We start from the raw sequence: 19,691 nt of genomic DNA, 5'->3' as shown, positions 1-19,691 counted from the left end.
GTTGGGGATTGGGACGTTGGACGGAAGACGGTCGGCATTCGCCGACGGATCGCTAGCGTCGCTCGATCACGCAGAGCTGCACCGTGTCCTGCAGGAACGCGATGCGCAGATGCGTGCAGCCGGGACTGGCTGCAATCAGGGCTTCAAGCCCTTCGGCGTCGAGGAAATCCACGCCGTCGTCGCCGCCAAAGGTCCAACGTTTGACCTCGAACCAGTCGTCGTTCCTGTGGGGGTCGCATTCCTCCGCATAGGCGACGAGCGGCGTCGCTCCCTTGGCGAGCTCACCGTTGGAGCAGAGGTAGACGCCGTGGTCTCCGACGATCCAGAGACCGGGCTTCCGGTTATCGGCGGCGGATAGTCCGAAGTAAGGATCGCGGAACCCGCCATTTGCTTTCGCATCGACAATCCCGCGAGCGATGACCTCGCGGACGGTGGTGATGGTGAAGGTTAACATCATCTTACGCCTCCCTCACGCCGCGATTGCTTCGGGGAGATAGCGCAGATGTATGGGCAGCTTCGCCGCGATCTCCGCATCCGTGAGGGCGTCCAGCAGCTTCAGCGTGGTGCCCTGGAGGCCGGCATAAAACATCACTGTGCGCTTGCCGCGGTCGCGTTCCGGCCAGCGCTCGCCGGCATAGCCGCGATATTCGTCATGGGTGCTCGACCAGATGTGCTCGAGACGCTCCTCGCGGGTCATCGTCCGAACCGGACGGGTTTCGCGTTCCACGATCGCATCGCGCATCCGCCCAGGCGAGCCCTTGTCGGACAGGTCGCAATAGCCGTGGAAATACCGCATGCGGACGTCAATCTTCAGCGTGAAGAAGATGCTGGTGATGCTGCCAGTGAGAAACTCTCGCATGGCAAACATCTCGCTACGCGTCCAGAGCGGGGGCAAGATCTCGAACATGCAATCGTGCTCGGCCTCTGAAATCTCGAACCATTCACCCCGATAGAGACCGCCTGCTGCGGCCTCGAAACGGTTGGGACGCTGGGTATGGCGGTCGAACATGCGGAACATCTGCCGGCGCTCGGCGATGCCCTGATAGACCTTGCGGATTGAAGAGAGGGTCATGGGTGTGCTCCTTGTCACGCCATCGGGCCGGAGCGCGGCTCATCCTCTCGATGTCGCCATCCTCTTCAGCCCTTCCTGACCCCTCCTCTCCGGCCGCCTCTCCGCACAGCCGGGTCAAGGGCCGGCGCAGCCGGGCGCAGCTTCACCCTTGACCCGGCTGGCGGGCATGCGGCAGCCAGGCTTCTTCTTCCCTCTTTTCCTTCTTTCCCTGGTTCTTCACCCTTGCCTTGAGCTCGGCGTTCCAGTCGTCCTCCTGCGGCCGGAGACGTTCGAAGCCGCAGCTAGCCTCGCCGGCGAGCGCTTTGAGGCGATCTGCATAGGTATCACCCTGGGTGTTGTTGTCCGTGGCGGCCACCAGCAACAGTCCTTCCCGCGCCGCCAGCAGCCGGATGGCCGCATCGGTGGCGGGAGCCCATCCTCCGCCGGTGCTGACATAGAGGCTATCGCGTCGCGTGCTCTCCAGCGCGGCAAGGCTCATGGCATCGATCGCGGCCTCGGTAATGCAAAGGCGGAGCGCATCGCAGGGGCCGAACCGGAACAGCAACTTCGCGCCGCCGGTCGAGAAGCCGCGCCATTCTGGACCGCGTTCCTCCCAGCCGGTCACGACCCCCTCCCCGTTCCTGTGACCGGCCCACATGCTACCGCGGGGACCCTCCCGCAGCAGATCATGGCGGATGGCAGCGCGGATTACGCGTTCCGGAAGATTGCGCTCATCACGCAGATAGAGCCATGTCATCGAATCCGGCCACGGCTTGCGGCGAGCGCTCCAGCGTTCGGCAACGCCCATATCCGGCTCGCGCTCCCGGGCATGCCTCTTCCACACCGGCTCACACGGCTTGTAGCTCAATAACCGCGTGACCAGCATCTTCGCCTGCGCGAACCCGACACCATCCAGATGCTCGACCAGCGAGAATACGTCACCTTTCGCCTGGGAGAGCGGGTCGAACCAGCCTTGGCCATCATGAATCATGATGATGATTTCGCCACCACGGCGATATTTAACCGCCCGCCTCGTACTCTCCTTGAGGTCGACGGCAAATCCGGCCTGTTCCAACACCGCCGCGCATTGCACGCGGCCGCGCAACTCTTCAATTTCGTTCTTGTCCATTTTTCCTCTTTCCGGCTTTTCCGCCGGTCCTTTCCATTCGAGTTTTCCGTCCGCATACCTGCGGCATCCCAAAGGGCAGCCGCGAAGAGCAAAGAGGGCAAGGGCGCAGCTGGCAACTGAGGAATCATTCAGTGCCACAGCACCAGCCAGCGCGGCGAAGCCTCCCTTGCCGCCGCCTGCTTGCAAGTGGCAGCCTCCCCCACAGGGCCACAGCCCGGCTCAACGAGCCGGTCTGATTTCGTGGGGATCGAACTCGTGGATGACATCGACGTCGGCGTCGTCGAGCTCGTCGCTCGGCAACACGCCGAAATGACCGTCAACTGCAAACAGCGTGACCGGGACCATGAGAGTGCAGGCGAGCTGGAAGGCGTGGTTTTGGGCGAGGGAAAGATCTTGCGACATTTGAAGGCTCCATCTTCGGAGCAGGCCAATTCCCGCTCGATGGCTCCGTCCGTATCCGGCTCCGGGCGCGATCACCGCGAAGGCGAAGCCGCAAGCGGCCGCAGCTTGCTAGCGGACCCCTTGTGGGTTGATCGTGGAAGATCCGGAGTTGGGCCAGGAAAGCCATCACAGAAGAGCGGAATTGGATTGCTTCGGGCGGGCTGCTGTTAGCCGCACGTTCTTCACTGGAAGACACGCCGATTTATGTTCAGCATCATTCGCACGTCATCATGCCGTCTATTGCTTCGGAGAGCGTGACTCGCGAATCAGTTAGAGCAACCTAAGTCACTATCAATCCGAGTTGAGCGAGCAAGTCGGCTGCCCGTTTGTAGGAAATAATGGCGCCCTTGAAGCGATTGGCATCACTCAGCTTTACCCCGCCCAGGTCCGCATTACGAAGGTCTGCGCCGCCGAACTGACAATCGATAATGTTCGCCTCCCGCAATGAGCCGCATCACAGTCACTTAATTGTTACAGCCACTAATCTATACATTTTTACTCATATTTATTGACACGCAAAATTAATGTGGCATTTATGCGGCGCACTCAAGGCACAGGATCCATGGCTCACACGACTAATGAACCAGCAACCCACGTTAGAATTAATCCGGTGGATCAATCTGTACTGGGGTTGATGAGCCGCCGATCAGTGCCTCCGGCCCTGTTACGAACGCCCGCCCCAACCGATCGGGACCTGATGGATATTTTGACCATTGCATCCCGGGTGCCGGATCACGGAGTGCTCGTTCCCTGGCGCTTTATTCTCGTTAGAGATCATCAGGCTGATGATCTCTTGAGTGAATTACTTCAGGCGCATGAGGCCGAAGAGAATGACGAAGCCGCAAGGTCAGCAATGGCTTCCCGGCTACGCACCTGGTTGATTGGACCACCGGTGATCGTGTTTTTGATATGGCGCCCCAATCGGGCTGCAAACTTTCCGGAACTTGATCAGCTTCTTTGTGCCGGCGCGGTTGCAATGAATTTTCTGCATGCGGCCCATTCCACTGGATATGGCTCAATATGGCTCACCGGTTGGCCATGTTATTCTGAGGCACCTGCCCAGATCCTGAGCCTCGCCCCAGACGAAAAAGTAATCGGATTATTTCCGCTGGGCACACCCGTCAAGCGCCCCGCCGAACGGGCAAGACCCGACGTGCGTGAGCTTTTGAGCGCGTGGCGCTCCTAGATTTCCATTGCAAGAAGAGGGGACCTATCCTTGCGACAAAAGAATTTTTGGCTGGTGATCTCCGTTTCGGTCCTGGCATTGAATCAATCCGCGTTCGCCCAGGAGAGTGGGGAGACTATTGTACTGGACCCGATTACCATTGAGGCCAATCGTCTGGGGTCGCGTCCGGAAAGTTTGACACGGAATGTAACAACCCTGGATCGTGAAGAAATAGAAAAACTCCAAAGCACCTCCCGCAACTTACCCGATTTGCTTGGCAAAGCCGTTCCCGGTCTTGCTCTTTCAACTGGCGCATTCACTACTTTCGGCCAAGGACTTCGTGGTCGAAGCGCGCTTGTCGTTATCGATGGCGTGCCTCAAAAGCTCAACCGCGATACATCACGTGACCTATTCAACGTCGACATTGCCGCCATCGAGAAAATTGAAGTGGTCCATGGTGGCTCTGCGCTCTACGGCAATGGAGCGACTGGGGGCATCATCTATATCACAACACTGCAAGGTGGCGGAGAACCTCGTTTTAAAACTCGCATCGAGGCCGGCAACAGCCTGACCAACTTTGGACGCAACGGAACGAGCGCCCGAATCTCACAGTCCGCTCAAGGACGCTTCGGGGATACGGACTATGCCTTCTCCGCTTCCGGCGATATCAATCGGGGTCTCTTCGATGCCAGTGGCAATCGCATCGCTCCGGAACCGAGCCAAGGCGATCTTTTCGATACGTTGTCCGGTAGTCTGTTTGGTCGTGTGCGTCACCATTTTGATGATCAGAGTATCGGTGCTTCGATAATCTTCAAGAAAATCAAGCAAGACAGTGACTATGCGGCCGATGTCAGTGTCACGGGCTCGCCGCCCGGTACGGTGCCCGCCCGTGCAATTGACGGGTTGTCGCTCGATAAGCAGGGCGAATTGCTCAACATCCAGGGCACGCTTGACTACAGGCACGAAGACATTCTCGGCGGGACTTTGGACGCTCAAGTCTTTGCGCGTCGTGCGGAGTCAAGATTTTACCCTGCCGACGCCCGCAACATCCGTAACCGTGCTGCCATTATCCAATCGTATTTCGAGAGCGACATCTATGGCGGAAGCGTCGTCTTCAATACTCCGATTCCGCTTAGTGAGGAGATCCCCGTCAGTCTCATGTGGGGAATGGATGCTCAGTTGGAGAGCTCGGTCGGCCCCGCGGATATTTTCGATGGAACGGACTTCGACAACAGCAATGGAACGAATTTCACGCGAACTGGTACGACTATCTGGACGCCACCCTTCGACCTCGACCAATACTCGGTATTTGCCCAGCTTGAAGTAAAGCCGACAGACCGCATTACCATTCGCGGCGGTGTTCGGCAGCAATGGGCCCAGCTTTCCGCAGACCCGTTCACGACGATCATCGGAGATCCTATCGAGGGAGGCAAACTGGACTTTTCCAGCGCGCTCTACAACATTGGCATGAACTACGAGTTTGTCGATGGGGTGAGTCTCTTTGCTGATTTTTCCCAGTCTTATGACTTGTCGGACATAGGTATCCAGCTCCGTCAGGCCCCGCGCGGGTTCAATCTCAGCGGCAGCGATATCCAGCCACTGAGTTACGACAATTATGAAGTTGGCATTCGTGCGTCGGCAGGCGATTTCACGGGGAGTGCGGCTGTCTTCCTGAGCAAGTCCGAACTTGGCGCCCTGCGGACCGAAGACTTTATTCTTGTTCAGGATCGTGACCCTGAAGAGATCAAGGGTGTTGAGCTGGCCGCCAGTTACCGCTTCAATGAGCAATGGTCCGCCGGAGGAACTTTCACCTATACGACCGGAGACCGAACAGCCGCGACGGGTCAGAAAATCGCGCTGGACGGGTTCCGTATTCCCCCGGTTAAGGTGACGGGTTTTGTCGAGTACATTCCCAAGGAATGGTGGACATTGCGCCTGGAGGGAATCTATAGCGGTTCCCGCGACGATGCATTCGAGGACGGGGTAGCGTTCGGCGGTAGAGAGGTCGACGATTTTGCAGTGTTCAATCTTTCCAGCGATTTCAAGCTGGACCGGGGCAAACTCAGTGTCGGGGTCGATAATATTTTCAATGCTGACTATTACAATGTCTATGCTCAACTGTTGAGAAATTCCAATAATACAAGCCACATCAAATCACCAGGAACGACCTTTAAGGTTGCTTACGAGGCCGAATGGTAACTGTTTCAGGCCTGAACAGGCAGACGACCGAGGTTAATCATGAAGCAGCGATGATTGGGGAGAACCTGTCCTTCGTTGCTGGAGGCCGAAGGATTCTGGATGCAATTTCCTGCCGTGTTCGAGAAGGCCGGATTACTGCGCTGGTGGGTCCCAATGGCTCTGGGAAAAGTTCTCTCATGAGACTTCTGGTCCGGCTGGAGAAACCGGCCACGGGTCGGGTGTTACTCTCCGGGCAGGATATTGTTACTTTCAAGCGCCGTGAATTCGCGCGTCGGCTGGCGTTTCTGCCGCAAGATATGCAGACGCCGCCAGCGCTTTCCGTGCGGGAGCTCGTAGGGTGCGGGCGACATCCTCACCGGTCCACCTGGCGGACTGAGACCGCGCGAGACCGGGAGATCATCGAAGAGGCAATGGACGCTACGGATCTTGCGGACCTGTCCGGCCGTCCCGTGGGCGCTCTTTCGGGCGGTGAACGTCAGAGAGCCTTGATCGCAATGGCTCTCGCGCAGGAGACGCAAATCCTGATGCTCGATGAACCAACGACGTATCTGGATCTGCGTTATCAGATTCAAATTCTTGAACTCGTTCGCAGATTGCATGACGAGCGTGGCGTGACGGTTTGCTGGGTTCTCCATGATCTGAATGAGGCCGCACTCTATAGTGACGACGTTATCGTTCTCTCCAAAGGGCGTTGCGTTGCAAACGGATCACCGGCAAGCGTACTGACACCGGACCTCATTCAAGACGTTTTTGGTGTCGACGTATTGCGGATGACCCACCCCGACGACGGTGGACCGGTTCTCCTGCCGTCACGGCGTCCCAAGGTCAACCGCGGTCAGGCTCAGCTATGAACCACCTCGACCGCCGCAAATTTCTTGGCAGCCTCTGCGCCGCGACCTGTGCCTATACATTGATGTCGCGGATCTCCCAGGCAGCTGTACCGTCTCCACGCATTGTAGCGCTGGAATGGCGTTATGCTGATCACGCCCGCTCGCTCGGAGTGACACCTGTCGGCATTGCCGATCTGGGCGAATATGCGAGGCAGTCTTCGGTCGACCGGAAAGAACTGGAGGCATCGGGAACGGTGGACTTGGGCCGCAGACAGGAACCCTCTATGGAGGCGATCATTGCGGCCAGGCCAGACCTCATTTTGGGCGTCAATTTCCGTCACGAGCGCATTCTGCCCCAGCTCTCCGGCATTGCGGACACAGTTCTCTATAAATACACTCAAACTGGCAGCGACAATGTCGATCAATTGGCTCTGATGCTTGATGAACTCCGTGAATTGGGGGAAAAGATTGGTCGCGCCGATGCGGCGAGAACTGCTACCGTTGGTCTCGATGACTTTCTAGCAAAACAATCAAAGAAACTGGCATCCGGACAGGTGTCAGCACGGCGCATCGTTTTTGCCCAGTTCCCTTCCGGAGTGAACAATGTGCGGCTTTTCTCCTCAAACTCATTGCCGGTCCAGCTTCTCGACCGGCTCGGTCTCGTCAATGCCTGGACTGGTCGATCCGAGGGCTTCGGGTTCACAACGGTCGGTCCGGAGCGCCTGCTTGTCCTTGGCGACGTTACGTTCCTTGGCGTCGCAGTTGGATCAGACAACAGCTACACCAGACTTGCCAAAAATCCGCTATGGCAAAGCCTGCCATTCGTGCGTTCGCACAAATTCCATGCTCTGACCGATGTCGTCTGGCCTTTTGGTGGTGTACCGGCCGCCCAAGCCTTCGCTGGGAAGGTTGCTGAAACCCTCTTGCCATCATGACGGTTTCCTTGCGGGGAGAGACTTGGCTCGTTGGCCGCGTGTTGATTGTCGCCATTAGTGCATTTGGCACGCTGTGCCTTGTATACTGGCACGCGGCTTTCGGCATCGGTGCTCCCTTTTCCACGATTATTGGCAGCATTTTGGCCGCACCTGTGGATGACCCTGCCGGAGCGCTGCTTCATTATCTTCGCCTGCCGAGAACATTGGCAGCAATCGTGACGGGTGCCTGCCTTGCCGCCGCGGGCACTCTCTTTCAGGCCGCGACGCGCAATCCTCTGGCGTCGCCGGGAATCCTGGGGGTGACAGCGGGCGCACAACTATTCGTTGCCCTCGTCACCGTGGTGCCAGCCTTTGCCCTCATTGTGCCCCACACCATGGCTGCGACCATGGGCGGATTGACGGCGGGATGCATCACCTGGATGGTTTCAAGGGGAAGCGGCGCCGGTCCGGTCAGGATCGCTTTGTCGGGCATGGCGGTTTCGTTGATGGCGGGGGCGGCGGCTGCAGCGCTGGCACTGCTTGACGAGTCAACCGGGGCGAGCCTCCACCTTTGGGGTGGCGGTAGTCTGGTCCAGGCCGATTGGCGCGCGTCGATCGGTGCTCTTATCGGGTTCCTTCCGGCGATTCTATTGATGCTTATTCTTGCAAGGCAGCTCGACATTCTGGCACTTGGTGACGATACAGCGCGGATGCTGGGTCAAAACCTGTTCCTGGTGCGGGGCGCAGCGCTTGTTCTCGGCGTTTGGCTGTCCGCATTGGCCGTCACCCTCGCCGGACCGGTGGTCTTTGTCGGCCTGGTGGCGCCCAATCTGCTGCGAATGGCGGGGGTGTCGCGCCATATTGTGCTTCTTCCTTCTGCCATCATTGCCGGCATCGCATTGACGGTTGGCGCCGATCTTTTGGTGCTGCGCCTATCGGCAAGCACCGTTGAATTGCCGGTTGGCGTGCCGGTCGCGCTTGTGGGTGCCCCGGTCCTCGTCCTGCTTGCCTGGCGTCATGCGGGGGAAAGCCGTGCCGTCACGGAATTCGCAGACAGGTACCGGATGCACCACGCGTTACCGAAAGCTTCTCGGGTCATTTTTCTTTTCGTTCTGCTCGCCACTGCCTGTCTAGCAGGGATCATGAGCGGCAATGATTTTATTGACTTTGGGAGTGTTGGGGCATTTCTGACCGGATCCGCCGCCGCAGATCTCCACAACATCCTGGAATTGCGTGCTCTGCGGGTCACTGGATCGGCGTTGGGCGGCGCACTTCTGGCTTTATCAGGCCTCCTCCTCCAGGGCGTGATCCGCAATCCTCTGGCCAGTCCCGAACTCGTCGGAGTGACCCAGACATCTGGCCTGTTCGCCGTTGTCGCGCTTCTTCTTTTTCCGGAGTATGGCTTCCTGGGCGTGCAAGCGGCAGCAATCGCCGGCGGACTCGGAGCTGCCCTCCTCGTTGCGAATCTTGGGCTGCGGTCGAATCTTGCGCCATCTGCTATGGCGCTGATCGGTCTTGGCCTGGCGGCGTTCGCTGCCTCGGCCGCAACGACGTTGGTGATCGGCGGTGGATTTCAGGCCAGTCAGGCTGCGACATGGCTGGCCGGATCAACCTACGGCGTAAACGCGACCGATCTGATTATTCTTACTGGTGCCCTCTTTGGTATTATCCCAGCTGCATATCTCCTGCTTTCCGTTACAGATATGTTGGGCTTTGGTCGATCGAAGGCATCGAGCCTCGGCCTCAATGTCCGCATGATAGAATGGGCGCATCTGTTGATCGGCGCATTGTGTGCAAGCCTGGTCGCTGCCGTCTTCGGTCCTGTATCCTTCGTGGGCTTGATGGCGCCACATGCCGCGAGACTTCTCAATCCCGGGCGACAGCGCGATCTTCTTGCCGCCAGCATGATCATCGGCGCCGCTTTGATGGTGATTGCTGATGGCCTCGGCCGAACTCTTTTTGCGCCCATCGAAATCCCGGTCGGGTTGATGACCGCGATCATTGGGGCACCTTTCATATTGTTAATTCTGCGCCGGGCATGACAAGCTGATGAAGCGGAACCGGTGCCACGCGCACGGGAGGAAAGACGTGGCGTGTCGATTTATGGGGGAGTAGTGCACCGCGCCGGGCACAGTCAATGATTTCCTCAGGCTTGAACAACTGTCCAGGCCTCCAGCTCCCGAGCAGCACCTCCTCATAGTCAAACTCGGCGACTGGCACGCGTGTCAGGCCTAACCGCAGCGCCGCAGCGTGGCGGTGATGTCCATCCATGATGCAGCGGCTGTGCCGTTCGATGCAAATTGGACTTGTCCAACTTTGCCACCGGATCAGAAGATCAGTCAGCTCGTTTACGCGATCAGGAATGATTTCTTCATGGGGAACCAAGGACGAGGGCGGTACGAGCCGCAATTCGCAAGAAATCATGCCGAAAGCCTTTCTGTCGCGTTGGAAGCATGTTCGTTCAAAAAGATACGTTCAGGATGAGCATTGCTCAAAAAGTCGTGGTGGGAGATATCCCAGCCATAGGCACCCGCAGCAAGGAAGCAGATGATATCGCCAACCGCCAGACCCTGAACCTGCTCCTTTCGCAGAAGGACATCCTTCGGCGTGCATAGTTCTCCGGTGACGGTAACGAGCTGCGCGCCGATGCGCGGCCGTTGCCAGGGCCAGGGCCAGTTTGTCCTTGCCAAGATTTTGTGCGGATGGCGGTGCTGCCATGCAGAAGGAAGTCTGAAGTGATGTGAGCCTCCCCGAAGCAGCGCAAAAGTCTCGCCATGAGTTGTCTTGAGATCGATGATTTCAGTGGCATAGACGGCACAATACGCGACCACGATCCGCCCGCATTCGAACTGAAGAAGCGGGCCTTCCGCCTGAATGCTGCCGGCGAGCCTTTCGCAGAAAAGCCGCACGTCGAAACGTCTATTGAGATCGGAATAATCGACGCCCCAGCCCCCGCCAAGATTGACGACTTTCGGCACAAGGCCGTTTCGCGCGGCCCAGTCCTGCGCGCGGCGAAGCGCGGCCTCGCAGAACACAGAATGAGCTTCTGCATCGAGATTGTTGGAAATAGTGTGGAGGTGGAAACCATCAAAGCGCAGATAGTCGCATTCTTTGACGAGCTTGAGCGCTTCATCGACATGCGCCTCATCAATGCCAAACTGGGTGGGCTGCCCCCCCATGGTTATCGTGGCGCCGGGAACCGGTCCTGCCATATTGATTCGTAGCAAGACCGGCAGTCTCTTGCCGGTACGCTTGGCGACAATATCAGCCATATGCAGCAAATGAAGACTCTCGATGTGGACGCGTTCGACACCATGGTCGATGGCAGCCAGGAAATCCGTTTCAGTCCGTGCCGGACCGCCCATGATAATGCGGGCGTTTGGTCCGACGGCTTGCCGTACCTTTCGGATTTCGCCGGCCGACGCCACTTCGAAACCGGCGACAATGGGCGCAAGGGCGCTAAGAACCGCCGGATCACTGTTGGCTTTGATCGCATAGAAAAACTCGCTTCGCGGCGGGAGATGTGAAACGAGTTCGATGGCATGGGATGCAAGAGCGTCGAGATCGTGGATATAGGCACAAACGGGAATGCCTGGCTTGACCAGCGACTCAATATGGGAAAGCGATGGGCTGAATATGGTCACTTCGAATCCTCCGGAGAAGGTTTTGATTGCAGAGCCTGAATATTGCGCCAGTTTCCATTCGCCTGCGTCAGTGCCTGCCGCAGTATTCCGCGATCATTGGCAGCGATAATTCCCAACGCTCCCTGATCGAGCTGGCGCTCAATGTCTTCATTGCGGCGCGGAATGGCGAAGAGATATTTCTCCGCAGACCTTGCTGCCGCTGCCACCGATCCTTCAGCATCGATGACAGGAAGGGCAGTCGTCTGCCACGGCAGGCCAATGGATTGCGAATAGTCGGCAGCTCCCAGAAGGATACCGTCGATACCCTCAACCTCAGTAATTTCATGAACCACCTCCAGTCCAGCCTGATCCTCGACCATTGCGATGACCAATGTCTCGCTGTTCAAGGTCGCTACAAGCTCCACCAGATCGCAGTCACCAAACCTGCCAAGGCGGCCGGCATTTAATCCACGCAAGCCCAAAGGGGCATAGCGCGCCCGCGCTACAGCCTGCCTGGCATCCTCTACACTTGAACACCGCGGAACGACGATCCCCGCAGCCCCGGCATCCAGCACTTGAAGGATGCGGTCCGAACTCGAACTCGGGACGCGCACCAAGGCACTGATGCCGCACCTGTCAGCGGCGGCCAGCAGAAATTCGAGATCCTGGCCATCAATAAGGGTGTGCTCCAGGTCGATCAGAACGAAGTCAAACCCCGCGACGGCGGCAATGTCGATAATGGTTGGGGCGGGGATCGATAGAAATAATCCCCCGGCGGGTTTCCGCTGTTTGAGCAAACCATTTAGTCTCGTGCGGGCGTTCATGGCTGCTGGCCCCGGGATGCAGATGCGTGGACCAGCGGATTTGGAGCACGGCGGCCGGGCACGGGGCCATTTTCCAGTCGACGTCGTGCAAGATCCTCCACAACGACATCGGGGCTGAGCAATCCGAACTCGGCTACTCCCTTTCTCCCAATGTCGTAGCTTTTGTGGTGGGTCTCTATAATTTCGGCGACCAGACTCCAGAAGGCTCGCTCGTCAAATGCAAAATGCTTCTCCAGAAAGAAAGCCAGTTCGGCCAAATTGACTCCGAAGAGAGCGTCGAACATAAAATCACGAACATCTTCCGGGTCACGTGCCTCCACGTAGGAGTTCGGGTTGACCCGGGCGTGGTCGGCAGGCGTTGCGACCAGGCGTGGCGCAGGCGTCCGGAGTAACTTCGGGACGAAGCGCACCCCATCGTGAAAATCTTTCAAAGCGACCCGCAGTGGCCAACCATTCCGGTGGATGAGCACCATATTCTGTTGGTGACTTTCGAGAGCAATTCCATAAGCAGTCAACAGGTGCACGACTGGTATTGCGGAAACAGTCAACAGCGCACGCGTCCAGCTTTCCACCCCAAAAGTGTCGAGCCAATTCCTGATAGAAGGGTACCCGCCCGCGTCGAGATGTGTCAGCATCGAGAATGGAGACGCCTGCTCATCAGCCGGCCAAAGGTAGCGATGCAATGGATCACGCCAGATCGCGCCCATACTGCCCTGAAAGCGCCCGTCGGGATCGTGCTCGGAAGGCAGGGCAACCGTCGTGCCCATGCGTTCGAGCAGAAAGATCGTGCCCGATTCGCTCAGATAGCTATCTTTGACCGCGATGTTGTGAAGCCAGGCACTGACGATCGGAGCATTAAGTACCGTGTGAGGGGCGAGTGTCCGAGCCGTCGAGGTATTCCTGATGGAGAGAGAAAGCTTGAGCGACGGCGCACCTGAAGAAGTCTGGTCGGCAAGAGTCCGTATGGATTGCTGTGCGAGATAGCAGTGGCTGGATTCGCGCAGAAGAATGATCCTTCCGGCTTCACGTTCGCGCTGGACCGCAGACTCTACTTCCCTTTCCCACTGCCATGGGTGAACAGGAAGAATGTGATAGTCATTCTTCAACGGAGGCGTCTCGGCCCGTAACAGCAATGAGCGGTCCTGCTCATTCGGAACCTCTATCGACGAGCTTCTCGCCAGATCCCTGTGAACTGCAAGCCAGATCGGTTTGATGACGCTGGCGAACTCCGGCCCATAATTTTTGTTGTCTTTTGGCGTGAAGCCTATCCGGGATTTGAAGCTTGGATGATAGCGATGACCATCCGTTAAGAAGGCCTCCGCAGCGTCATAGCCCAGGTTGGCAAGTGAGCAACCGCGCGCGCCGCCGTCAGCCAGCGCCTCGGTGTGATTGAGGAAAGTCTGGCGGATTTCTTCTCTGAACCGGTCATGAGTGATGCTGTCACCGACGATGAGAGGAAGTAAATCGTCCAGCAAGCATAACGGATCATCACAGCGGGAACTGTCCAGTCCGTGCAGCCTCCAGACACTCCCTTCGTCCACAAGCCAGCGATCATATGCAACGGTTCTTTTGACGCATGCGTGGTAGATGACCGATCGATCGGCGGCCTGGATTGAAACCTCCCCCCATCGCCCGGCCGAGGGGTGGGCAAAAACTGCACCTTCACGCAACAGCCGTTCGGTGAGAAACGCACCGAGCGTCTGCGACACCACGCGGCGACCTGCGGCAACTACCGCGGGGGTTGTCCCTTTATCCTGACTTGCTACTGTAAGTTGTGACTCCAACTCGTTAGTCATCATATCATCCTTGCCTCAGTATACTCTATAGACTCGGCGTGCAGTCCCGCCGGCATTCTCGCGGCATGAAACGGATTGGGGATCTGGACATAGCTCGGCATATCGGCATGTCCGCCAAGGCAGCTTCGCAAGTTTGCCTTTGCCGGCAGCGTGTTTGCTGCGAGAAGGTCCTGCACAGCCGCAACCTCCGAAAAACGCTCCAACCCACTTCTCGCCTTTATCCAGAGATCTGCTTCATCGCTGCCGGAGACATCCGCAACGGTCGCAACGACATGCGAAAAATGATTGACCACGACGTAGTAGAGAAGGCGCTTCCAGGCGGTCTCCCGGTCATAGAACAAAGCCTGATCCAAAACCGCTGCTTCAACGTTGAAGCATCGTTCAAAGACGTCGCGATCAACAGCGATGCCTTCAAGATCTCGAACATAAAGGCGTTGCGGCCAACCATCGACGAACCGAACAAGACTATTTTGGGCGTGCGCCTCGAGAGCTATGCCGGTCGTGCTGAAGAGACGGAGCAAAGGCAGGAGTGCAACACGGATGTAGGCTTCCAGCCAGCGCTCCTCACCGTCCTGTTCTTTAAGACGGTACCCACAAACGGCTGCAAGGTTCGCTTTGCCCGAGAGTGGGTTTGTTTCAAGCAGTCCCGCAACAACCTGCGGCAGGGACCCTGCCCCAAAATCTGCATCCCTGAGCAGATATCCGGTCTCAGGATGATATCGACTGACGCCATCGTCCTTCTGGATTCGCACGATTCGCCCCGCTGGCTCATCGAGTACTGTCAGACCGGCATTCACTATGGCCGTCCGCGCGATCGCAACCGCATGCGCGCCTGCTATGCTGCGTGCGATCTGCTCGTTCGTGTTGACACGGGGGAAATTTGTAATCGTCGCCTCGATCGGAAGTTTGACGAACAGTTTGCGCTCCGGAAACCAGACCGTGCGAACCGATGACGTCGGTACGGCAACGTCCCCGTGTGTTCCAATGAGTCTCATCTCTCCCGTTCGTATGTGGCTTGCGATATCCGGATCCGCTTCCAGAAATCTCGCCTGCCACGGATGGCATGGAAAGAGAATGTAATCCCCCAAATCACGCTGTGAGAGACCTGAGGCCGCCAGAAGGAGGAGATCCAACTCGGCCAGACGTTGGCGATTTCGCTGATACTCGGCGACATGGCGGCGATGCACGAGAAGCCAACGCAGCTGGAAACGCGCAGCGCGTTCTGGTGCATAATCGCTGGTATCGTCTTCGCCAAACCCGCCGACGCTTTTCGCCAGAGGGTGGAACGGATGCCCGAACCATAGGGATTGTTCCAGCTCAATAGCGGAGATGCCCGGCTTTCCAGCTGCTTGAAATATTGCATGTTCGGCGCTCGCCGCTGAGGACTGGCGAAGCCTGTGCAGAACATCGGCGATCTGTTCGCTCGAGATATCTGCTTGTCTTGTAAGGAGAAGAGTGGCCAGAGCGGAGACATCCTTTACTGGGCCGGAACCATCGCGATCTCGCACAACAAGGCGCTCATCGAAGCGATGAAAGCCACTGGGGGAATATCGACTGCACTTCGCGACGATCGTCAGATCGCCGACCGGTATCTCGATGTCACGATCTGGACGAAGTGAATGAGAAACCGCAGGCTGAAATTCACGCAGCCATGTGTTGAGAAATCGATCCAGCTCAAGACGCATCGCAAGCCTGATCGTCACGTTATTCGCCATCATGAAATTGAGCCTCCGGTTGCAGATAAAGAAGGGTTGCGCCGAGAAGGGTGAGAAGTGCGGCCGCAAACAGCGCTCCGTCATTGCCTGCCGCAGATACGGCAAGCCCACAGATGGCTGGTCCGATTATCTGGCCGAGTGTGACGGCCATGCGTCCTGCTGCAAGATCAACGATGCGATGTTTCGACCGTCCCAACCGCGCGAACAATGATGGGGAAAGACCCGAATTGAGCGCACCGTGGGCCATCCGCCATAGTGAAATCCAGACCACGGTAGACCCTGTCAGCAGCAACAGGAGGGCGGCAACGGATCCCGCTACGGAGAGTTTCACGGCGGCAATCTCACGCCCCGAATCTATCCCTTTTCCCCATAGCGGCAGAACTACGATTGCCGCCGCCCAGCTTCCGGCATGAATGAAACCGACAAGGCTTGCCGTGAAGACTGCTCCGCCCCGCTCCATTGCCCAGCTTGCAAAAAACGGCATAAATCCAAATGCACCTGCTGTTGCCAACATGGCTGACAGAATAAGTATGCGCGTTCCGCTCGACGGGAGTTGTATGAAGAAACCCGTATTCTGGCCCTTGGCCGTGACAGGATTTGCGGCGCGGACGATAAATCCGCAGAAAACGCTCAAGACGGCCAGACTCAACGCACATCCGGTAAGAAGCGCAGGGAATGCGTCATGGTCAAAAGCAAGGCCGCCAAGCAGAGGCCCTGTGATGCAGCCTGCTGCCAGCGCCTGCTGTAGACCGAAGTAGCCTTTTCCGGCGCTTGTTGGGCTATTGTCCACGCCTAGCAGGAGGAGGATACCGATTCCCGTTAGCCCTTGTAAGCTCCTGCCGAGCGCGAATATTTCGACCGAACTTGCATGCGCCTGTAGAACAGCGCTGACCGCGTTCACCAAGCATGACAAACTCAGAAGGCGCCCGAGCGGATAGGTGGCTGCGGAGCGGGCCCAGATTGGCGTTGACAAGACCGCACCGATCGCTGGTGCAGCCGCGATTAATGCAGTCCAGATTGCAACATCCTTTCCGCCCACGCCGGACAGGCGCTGCACATGGAGCGAAAGGAAAGGCAACATGGCAAGGGGCGTCGCGACTGTCATGAATTGTACCGACAGCAGCAGCCACCAGGGTGCTTGTTTGAGCCTGGTTACCATCTTGGCTTACTCGGAATAGCGAAGCGGGTTACCCGCCAGACCGAGGCGGCTTGGCATCCCCAAGCCAAGTTCTGCCGTCTGCAGCAGTGGTGTCAGGATTTGCTTGAACGGCCATTCTGGCTGCTCGAGTAAAGCGGATTTCAACCGGGCGCGTAGCTTGGATGGCATGTCAATTTGCCCGACATGGTGTTCAACGGACGATCGTAAGAGGCGACGTGAGGTGGACAGGCCAATTGCTCCGGCCCGATCCAGTTCAACGCATATAGCGCGCAGCGCGACATCAAAGAGCAGGGTCTGGCCATAGGCGAAGAGATCCTCGGGCTGCGACAGCAACATCGTCGCGCGGCGTGGATCCTTTATGATGTATTCCGGTGTTTTGAGCCCATTGTCCGTGAGAACTGCTGGCACGCACCGCACGGTATCGTGATCGCGCAGGATTATACCTGTCGGTAGCCCGCCAGAAATTTCAACGAGCACATTCTGTCCATGCATTTCCGGGATGAAGCCGCAGGCGAACGCCTCAACAGCGAACCCAGCAAGAAGATCAAAGAGCGTGGTCAGAAAATCTTCGATCGTCGACCCAGGGTTGGCCTTCAGCGCAGCCGCCATAGCAGAAGGTATTCCGTCGGCAGGCGCTACCGCCAGGGCCGCGAGAGGCATGACGTTTGCCCCATCATTGAGAGGCAAATCGCGGATCACGCAGCCAAGAAATGCCGTCCTAGGTGCAAGAATATCTCCCGACGGCTCGGAGAAAGTCCAGAATTGGGTCTCGTCGGCGAGACGGGCAACCCGGCTGAGATCCGGTCGTCTTGCAAGCGCTGCAGACAGCAGATCTGCCCCTTTCAAACCGTTGTGCAGAGATTGCGCGCTCAGCAGACGGCGGACGCCCAAGGTCTCCACATCCAGTGGAAGCTTGATGTGGCGTGCAGGATTGGATGGAACCACAACAGTTCTAAGCGACGACGTCGCTGCAACCAAGGGGCCCCTGAAATCGAGCATAATAATCTGCCCGCCTGCGAGTTCCTCGGAGTACTCCCGAACAAGGACATGGTCTGCCTGCCAGGGATGCAGCGGGATGGCCTGGTGTGTTGCGCCGATTCCGCGCCGCTTCACCTCTTGCTGAAGCACGTCGGACTGAACATCGTTCAGGATCTTTGCAGCGGGACCACCTTTCTTCGCATGTGGTGACGCCAAGATGGACGTGCGCTCTACCGCACACCAGCGCAATGGAAAAAACCGGCCGAATTCTGCGCCATATTGTTCAATTTCAGCGGTTTCCCAGGTTCCGCGCGAATGGGACAAGGGATGGAAGGGTCGATCCTGCCATGCCGCCATGCGCTCCCAAAGGAGCGCATTCTCCAATGCTCCTTCCTGTCTCGCAGTATTTGCAAGGAGCGCGCCCAAAGCTCGTACAAGTTCTTCGTTCCGTGCGCTTTCGTTGAGCTGCCGCATGGTCCTGTCTAAAACCTGCAGATCGAGTTCAGGCAGAGTATTGAGTACGACCCAGAGCAACTCAGAAGGATCGAGGCCCTTTCCGGTCCCGGCATACTCAATCCGGACTGGACGAGAACCTCCACGCCATCGATCGGCCTCTAGGTAGATGACTACCTCTGTTTTCCCGAGAGTTATCGTGGCACGATCGTCTTGCCCTGCGCAGAGAGTGCGCGTCTGCAGACCTGCAATGTCCTCCGTCCATAGTAGATCGAGGAGGTCGTCGAGAACCCTGTCGCGATCCTCTTTGCCCGGGTGGATACTGGCTACATAATTCATCAGAACAAATCCACCAATATGCCTGCATTGGCTTCTTCAGCCCGCCGCAGGATGGCTCGAGCACATACGATGTCGTCGATCGCCATTCCCATGGGATTAAGCATGATGATTTCTTGATTGTTCTCCCTGCCCGCTTTGATGCCGGTCACGATCTCCCCGATCTCCGCATGCAATTTCTCGCGGGAGAACGATCCTTCCTCAACCAGTTGGTTGATGATTTTCTTCTCGCGATTGCACTGATCCCAGTCGTCGACCACGACCTTGTTGACCTTGAGAAAGACCTCCTTCTCGATGTCCATAATGGATATGTTGGAAAGAAAGGTTCCGGGCCGCAGCCAATCAAACTTGAGGTAGGGCTGATCCGTGACAGTTGCGGTGACGACCACATCTGCCGCGCCGATAGCGGCGCGGGCATTATCATGAACAACCGGCTGAACAGAAGGGAATGTATCACCTAACCAGTCGGTCACTGCTGTCATCGCCGCGGGTTGCCGGTCGAAGATGTGAATCCGTTCGACAGAGGGAAACTGCTCGCAAAACATCTGAACTTGCGTTCGCCCGATGGGGCCGCAACCGATCACGGCAACGTCGGTGAAATTTGGACGTGCCAGATGCCGCGCTGCCACCCCCGTCACTGCGGCAGTACGAAGCGAACTTATACGCGCCGCTTCCAGCAGTGCGATGGGAAAATTGGTCTCGTTGTCGTTCAACACGATGACAGCACTTGCCCGATCGATGAATCGCAGTGACGGATTATCATGCTTGGAGCCGATCCATTTCAAACCCGAGATGGGATCATCACCGCCGATCCACGCAGGCATGGCAATGATGCGATCAGCAATGTGGCCGGAATTCGGATTGCGGAGATATGGCTTGAGAGGTTGGGCATAGTCACCCCGGGCATGGAGCCGGAAACCCTCTTCGACCGCGTCCATATAGATTTGTGAACGATCACCGCCAAGGGCAACAATGTCTTGACGCGACAGGAAGCGCAGGCGTGCGGGGGCATTCACCCGTTGCCGGGCGGTTTCAATCATATTCATCTTGTGTTTCCTCCAGGTTATATAATGCTTCC

17 protein-coding genes are annotated in these 19,691 nt (G+C 57.5%); 5 read left to right on the top strand and 12 right to left on the bottom strand.

Features of this window, described 5'->3' with window-relative positions:
* Positions 1–52: 52 nt before the first annotated feature.
* From PMI41_RS00670 to PMI41_RS24500, 4 genes are all read right to left on the bottom strand, one after another.
* Positions 53–454, bottom strand: a complete 402-nt coding sequence (locus PMI41_RS00670) for a DUF3085 domain-containing protein (protein ID WP_008120696.1) — start codon at positions 452–454, stop codon at positions 53–55.
* Between the two features lie 15 nt (positions 455–469).
* Positions 470–1,072 carry a DUF1419 domain-containing protein gene (locus tag PMI41_RS00665; RefSeq protein ID WP_008120693.1) on the bottom strand — a complete coding sequence of 201 codons (603 nt, stop codon included), beginning with the start codon at positions 1,070–1,072 and terminating at the stop codon, positions 470–472.
* A 142-nt stretch (positions 1,073–1,214) separates the two neighbouring features.
* The gene (locus PMI41_RS00660) at positions 1,215–2,366 is read right to left on the bottom strand and encodes a DUF3991 and toprim domain-containing protein (protein WP_008120692.1); all 1,152 of its coding nucleotides are present in this window, start codon (positions 2,364–2,366) and stop codon (positions 1,215–1,217) included.
* A gap of 33 nt (positions 2,367–2,399) precedes the next feature.
* Entirely contained in the window at positions 2,400–2,582 is a 183-nt protein-coding gene (locus tag PMI41_RS24500) for a hypothetical protein (RefSeq protein WP_008120689.1), read from the bottom strand.
* A gap of 601 nt (positions 2,583–3,183) precedes the next feature.
* Between PMI41_RS24500 and PMI41_RS00650 the strand changes: the two genes are divergently transcribed.
* From PMI41_RS00650 to PMI41_RS00630, 5 genes are read left to right on the top strand one after another with little or no spacing between them, the layout of a single operon-like run.
* Entirely contained in the window at positions 3,184–3,807 is a 624-nt protein-coding gene (locus tag PMI41_RS00650; protein ID WP_008120681.1) for a nitroreductase family protein, read from the top strand.
* 30 nt (positions 3,808–3,837) lie between these two features.
* The gene (locus tag PMI41_RS00645) at positions 3,838–5,985 is read left to right on the top strand and encodes a TonB-dependent receptor (protein ID WP_008120680.1); all 2,148 of its coding nucleotides are present in this window, start codon (positions 3,838–3,840) and stop codon (positions 5,983–5,985) included.
* Positions 5,979–6,836, top strand: coding sequence for an ABC transporter ATP-binding protein (locus tag PMI41_RS00640; protein WP_008120678.1), 858 nt, complete (start codon positions 5,979–5,981; stop codon positions 6,834–6,836). Before PMI41_RS00645 ends, PMI41_RS00640 begins: the two co-directional genes overlap by 7 nt.
* Positions 6,833–7,750, top strand: a complete 918-nt coding sequence (locus tag PMI41_RS00635; protein WP_008120676.1) for an iron-siderophore ABC transporter substrate-binding protein — start codon at positions 6,833–6,835, stop codon at positions 7,748–7,750. The genes PMI41_RS00640 and PMI41_RS00635 overlap by 4 nt, the downstream gene beginning before the upstream one ends.
* Positions 7,747–9,771 (top strand): iron ABC transporter permease, encoded by a 2,025-nt coding sequence (locus tag PMI41_RS00630; RefSeq protein WP_008120674.1) that lies wholly within the window; start codon positions 7,747–7,749, stop codon positions 9,769–9,771. Before PMI41_RS00635 ends, PMI41_RS00630 begins: the two co-directional genes overlap by 4 nt.
* Here the strand turns inward: PMI41_RS00630 and PMI41_RS00625 are convergent.
* Genes PMI41_RS00625 through sbnB form a run of 8 tightly spaced genes read right to left on the bottom strand, consistent with a single transcriptional unit; the run spans position 9,743 to position 19,659 of the window.
* Positions 9,743–10,153 carry a ParB N-terminal domain-containing protein gene (locus PMI41_RS00625; RefSeq protein WP_008120672.1) on the bottom strand — a complete coding sequence of 137 codons (411 nt, stop codon included), beginning with the start codon at positions 10,151–10,153 and terminating at the stop codon, positions 9,743–9,745. The two genes, PMI41_RS00630 and PMI41_RS00625, sit on opposite strands and share 29 nt — an antisense overlap.
* The gene (locus PMI41_RS00620; protein WP_008120659.1) at positions 10,150–11,373 is read right to left on the bottom strand and encodes a type III PLP-dependent enzyme; all 1,224 of its coding nucleotides are present in this window, start codon (positions 11,371–11,373) and stop codon (positions 10,150–10,152) included. The genes PMI41_RS00625 and PMI41_RS00620 overlap by 4 nt, the downstream gene beginning before the upstream one ends.
* Entirely contained in the window at positions 11,370–12,176 is an 807-nt protein-coding gene (locus tag PMI41_RS00615; RefSeq protein WP_008120658.1) for an aldolase/citrate lyase family protein, read from the bottom strand. Before PMI41_RS00615 ends, PMI41_RS00620 begins: the two co-directional genes overlap by 4 nt.
* A complete protein-coding gene (locus tag PMI41_RS00610; protein ID WP_052025802.1) occupies positions 12,173–13,975 on the bottom strand; it encodes an IucA/IucC family protein in 1,803 nt (600 codons plus the stop codon). Before PMI41_RS00610 ends, PMI41_RS00615 begins: the two co-directional genes overlap by 4 nt.
* Positions 13,972–15,690, bottom strand: coding sequence for an IucA/IucC family protein (locus PMI41_RS00605; protein ID WP_008120654.1), 1,719 nt, complete (start codon positions 15,688–15,690; stop codon positions 13,972–13,974). Before PMI41_RS00605 ends, PMI41_RS00610 begins: the two co-directional genes overlap by 4 nt.
* The gene (locus tag PMI41_RS00600) at positions 15,677–16,792 is read right to left on the bottom strand and encodes a hypothetical protein (RefSeq protein ID WP_157179263.1); all 1,116 of its coding nucleotides are present in this window, start codon (positions 16,790–16,792) and stop codon (positions 15,677–15,679) included. Before PMI41_RS00600 ends, PMI41_RS00605 begins: the two co-directional genes overlap by 14 nt.
* Positions 16,793–16,852: 60 nt before the next feature.
* Positions 16,853–18,616, bottom strand: a complete 1,764-nt coding sequence (locus tag PMI41_RS00595) for an IucA/IucC family protein (protein ID WP_008120651.1) — start codon at positions 18,614–18,616, stop codon at positions 16,853–16,855.
* Positions 18,616–19,659, bottom strand: coding sequence for a 2,3-diaminopropionate biosynthesis protein SbnB (gene sbnB, locus PMI41_RS00590; protein ID WP_008120649.1), 1,044 nt, complete (start codon positions 19,657–19,659; stop codon positions 18,616–18,618). The genes PMI41_RS00595 and sbnB overlap by 1 nt, the downstream gene beginning before the upstream one ends.
* Between the last annotated feature and the right edge of the window lie 32 nt (positions 19,660–19,691).

Origin of the sequence: Phyllobacterium sp. YR531, from assembly GCF_000282595.1 — a bacterium.
Classification (GTDB): Bacteria; Pseudomonadota; Alphaproteobacteria; order Rhizobiales; family Rhizobiaceae; genus Phyllobacterium.
Note: the sequence above shows the minus strand (reverse complement) of the source record. Positions and strands in the feature narration are given on the sequence as shown.

Coding starts and splice junctions, on each gene's coding strand:
- PMI41_RS00670 (WP_008120696.1), bottom strand. CDS start 454: ATGTTAACCTTCACCATCACCACCGTCCGCGAGGTCATCGCTCGCGGG.
- PMI41_RS00665 (WP_008120693.1), bottom strand. CDS start 1,072: ATGACCCTCTCTTCAATCCGCAAGGTCTATCAGGGCATCGCCGAGCGC.
- PMI41_RS24500 (WP_008120689.1), bottom strand. CDS start 2,582: ATGTCGCAAGATCTTTCCCTCGCCCAAAACCACGCCTTCCAGCTCGCC.
- PMI41_RS00650 (WP_008120681.1), top strand. CDS start 3,184: ATGGCTCACACGACTAATGAACCAGCAACCCACGTTAGAATTAATCCG.
- PMI41_RS00640 (WP_008120678.1), top strand. CDS start 5,979: ATGGTAACTGTTTCAGGCCTGAACAGGCAGACGACCGAGGTTAATCAT.
- PMI41_RS00635 (WP_008120676.1), top strand. CDS start 6,833: ATGAACCACCTCGACCGCCGCAAATTTCTTGGCAGCCTCTGCGCCGCG.
- PMI41_RS00630 (WP_008120674.1), top strand. CDS start 7,747: ATGACGGTTTCCTTGCGGGGAGAGACTTGGCTCGTTGGCCGCGTGTTG.
- PMI41_RS00625 (WP_008120672.1), bottom strand. CDS start 10,153: ATGATTTCTTGCGAATTGCGGCTCGTACCGCCCTCGTCCTTGGTTCCC.
- PMI41_RS00615 (WP_008120658.1), bottom strand. CDS start 12,176: ATGAACGCCCGCACGAGACTAAATGGTTTGCTCAAACAGCGGAAACCC.
- PMI41_RS00610 (WP_052025802.1), bottom strand. CDS start 13,975: ATGATGACTAACGAGTTGGAGTCACAACTTACAGTAGCAAGTCAGGAT.
- PMI41_RS00605 (WP_008120654.1), bottom strand. CDS start 15,690: ATGATGGCGAATAACGTGACGATCAGGCTTGCGATGCGTCTTGAGCTG.
- PMI41_RS00600 (WP_157179263.1), bottom strand. CDS start 16,792: ATGACAGTCGCGACGCCCCTTGCCATGTTGCCTTTCCTTTCGCTCCAT.
- PMI41_RS00595 (WP_008120651.1), bottom strand. CDS start 18,616: ATGAATTATGTAGCCAGTATCCACCCGGGCAAAGAGGATCGCGACAGG.
- sbnB (WP_008120649.1), bottom strand. CDS start 19,659: ATGAATATGATTGAAACCGCCCGGCAACGGGTGAATGCCCCCGCACGC.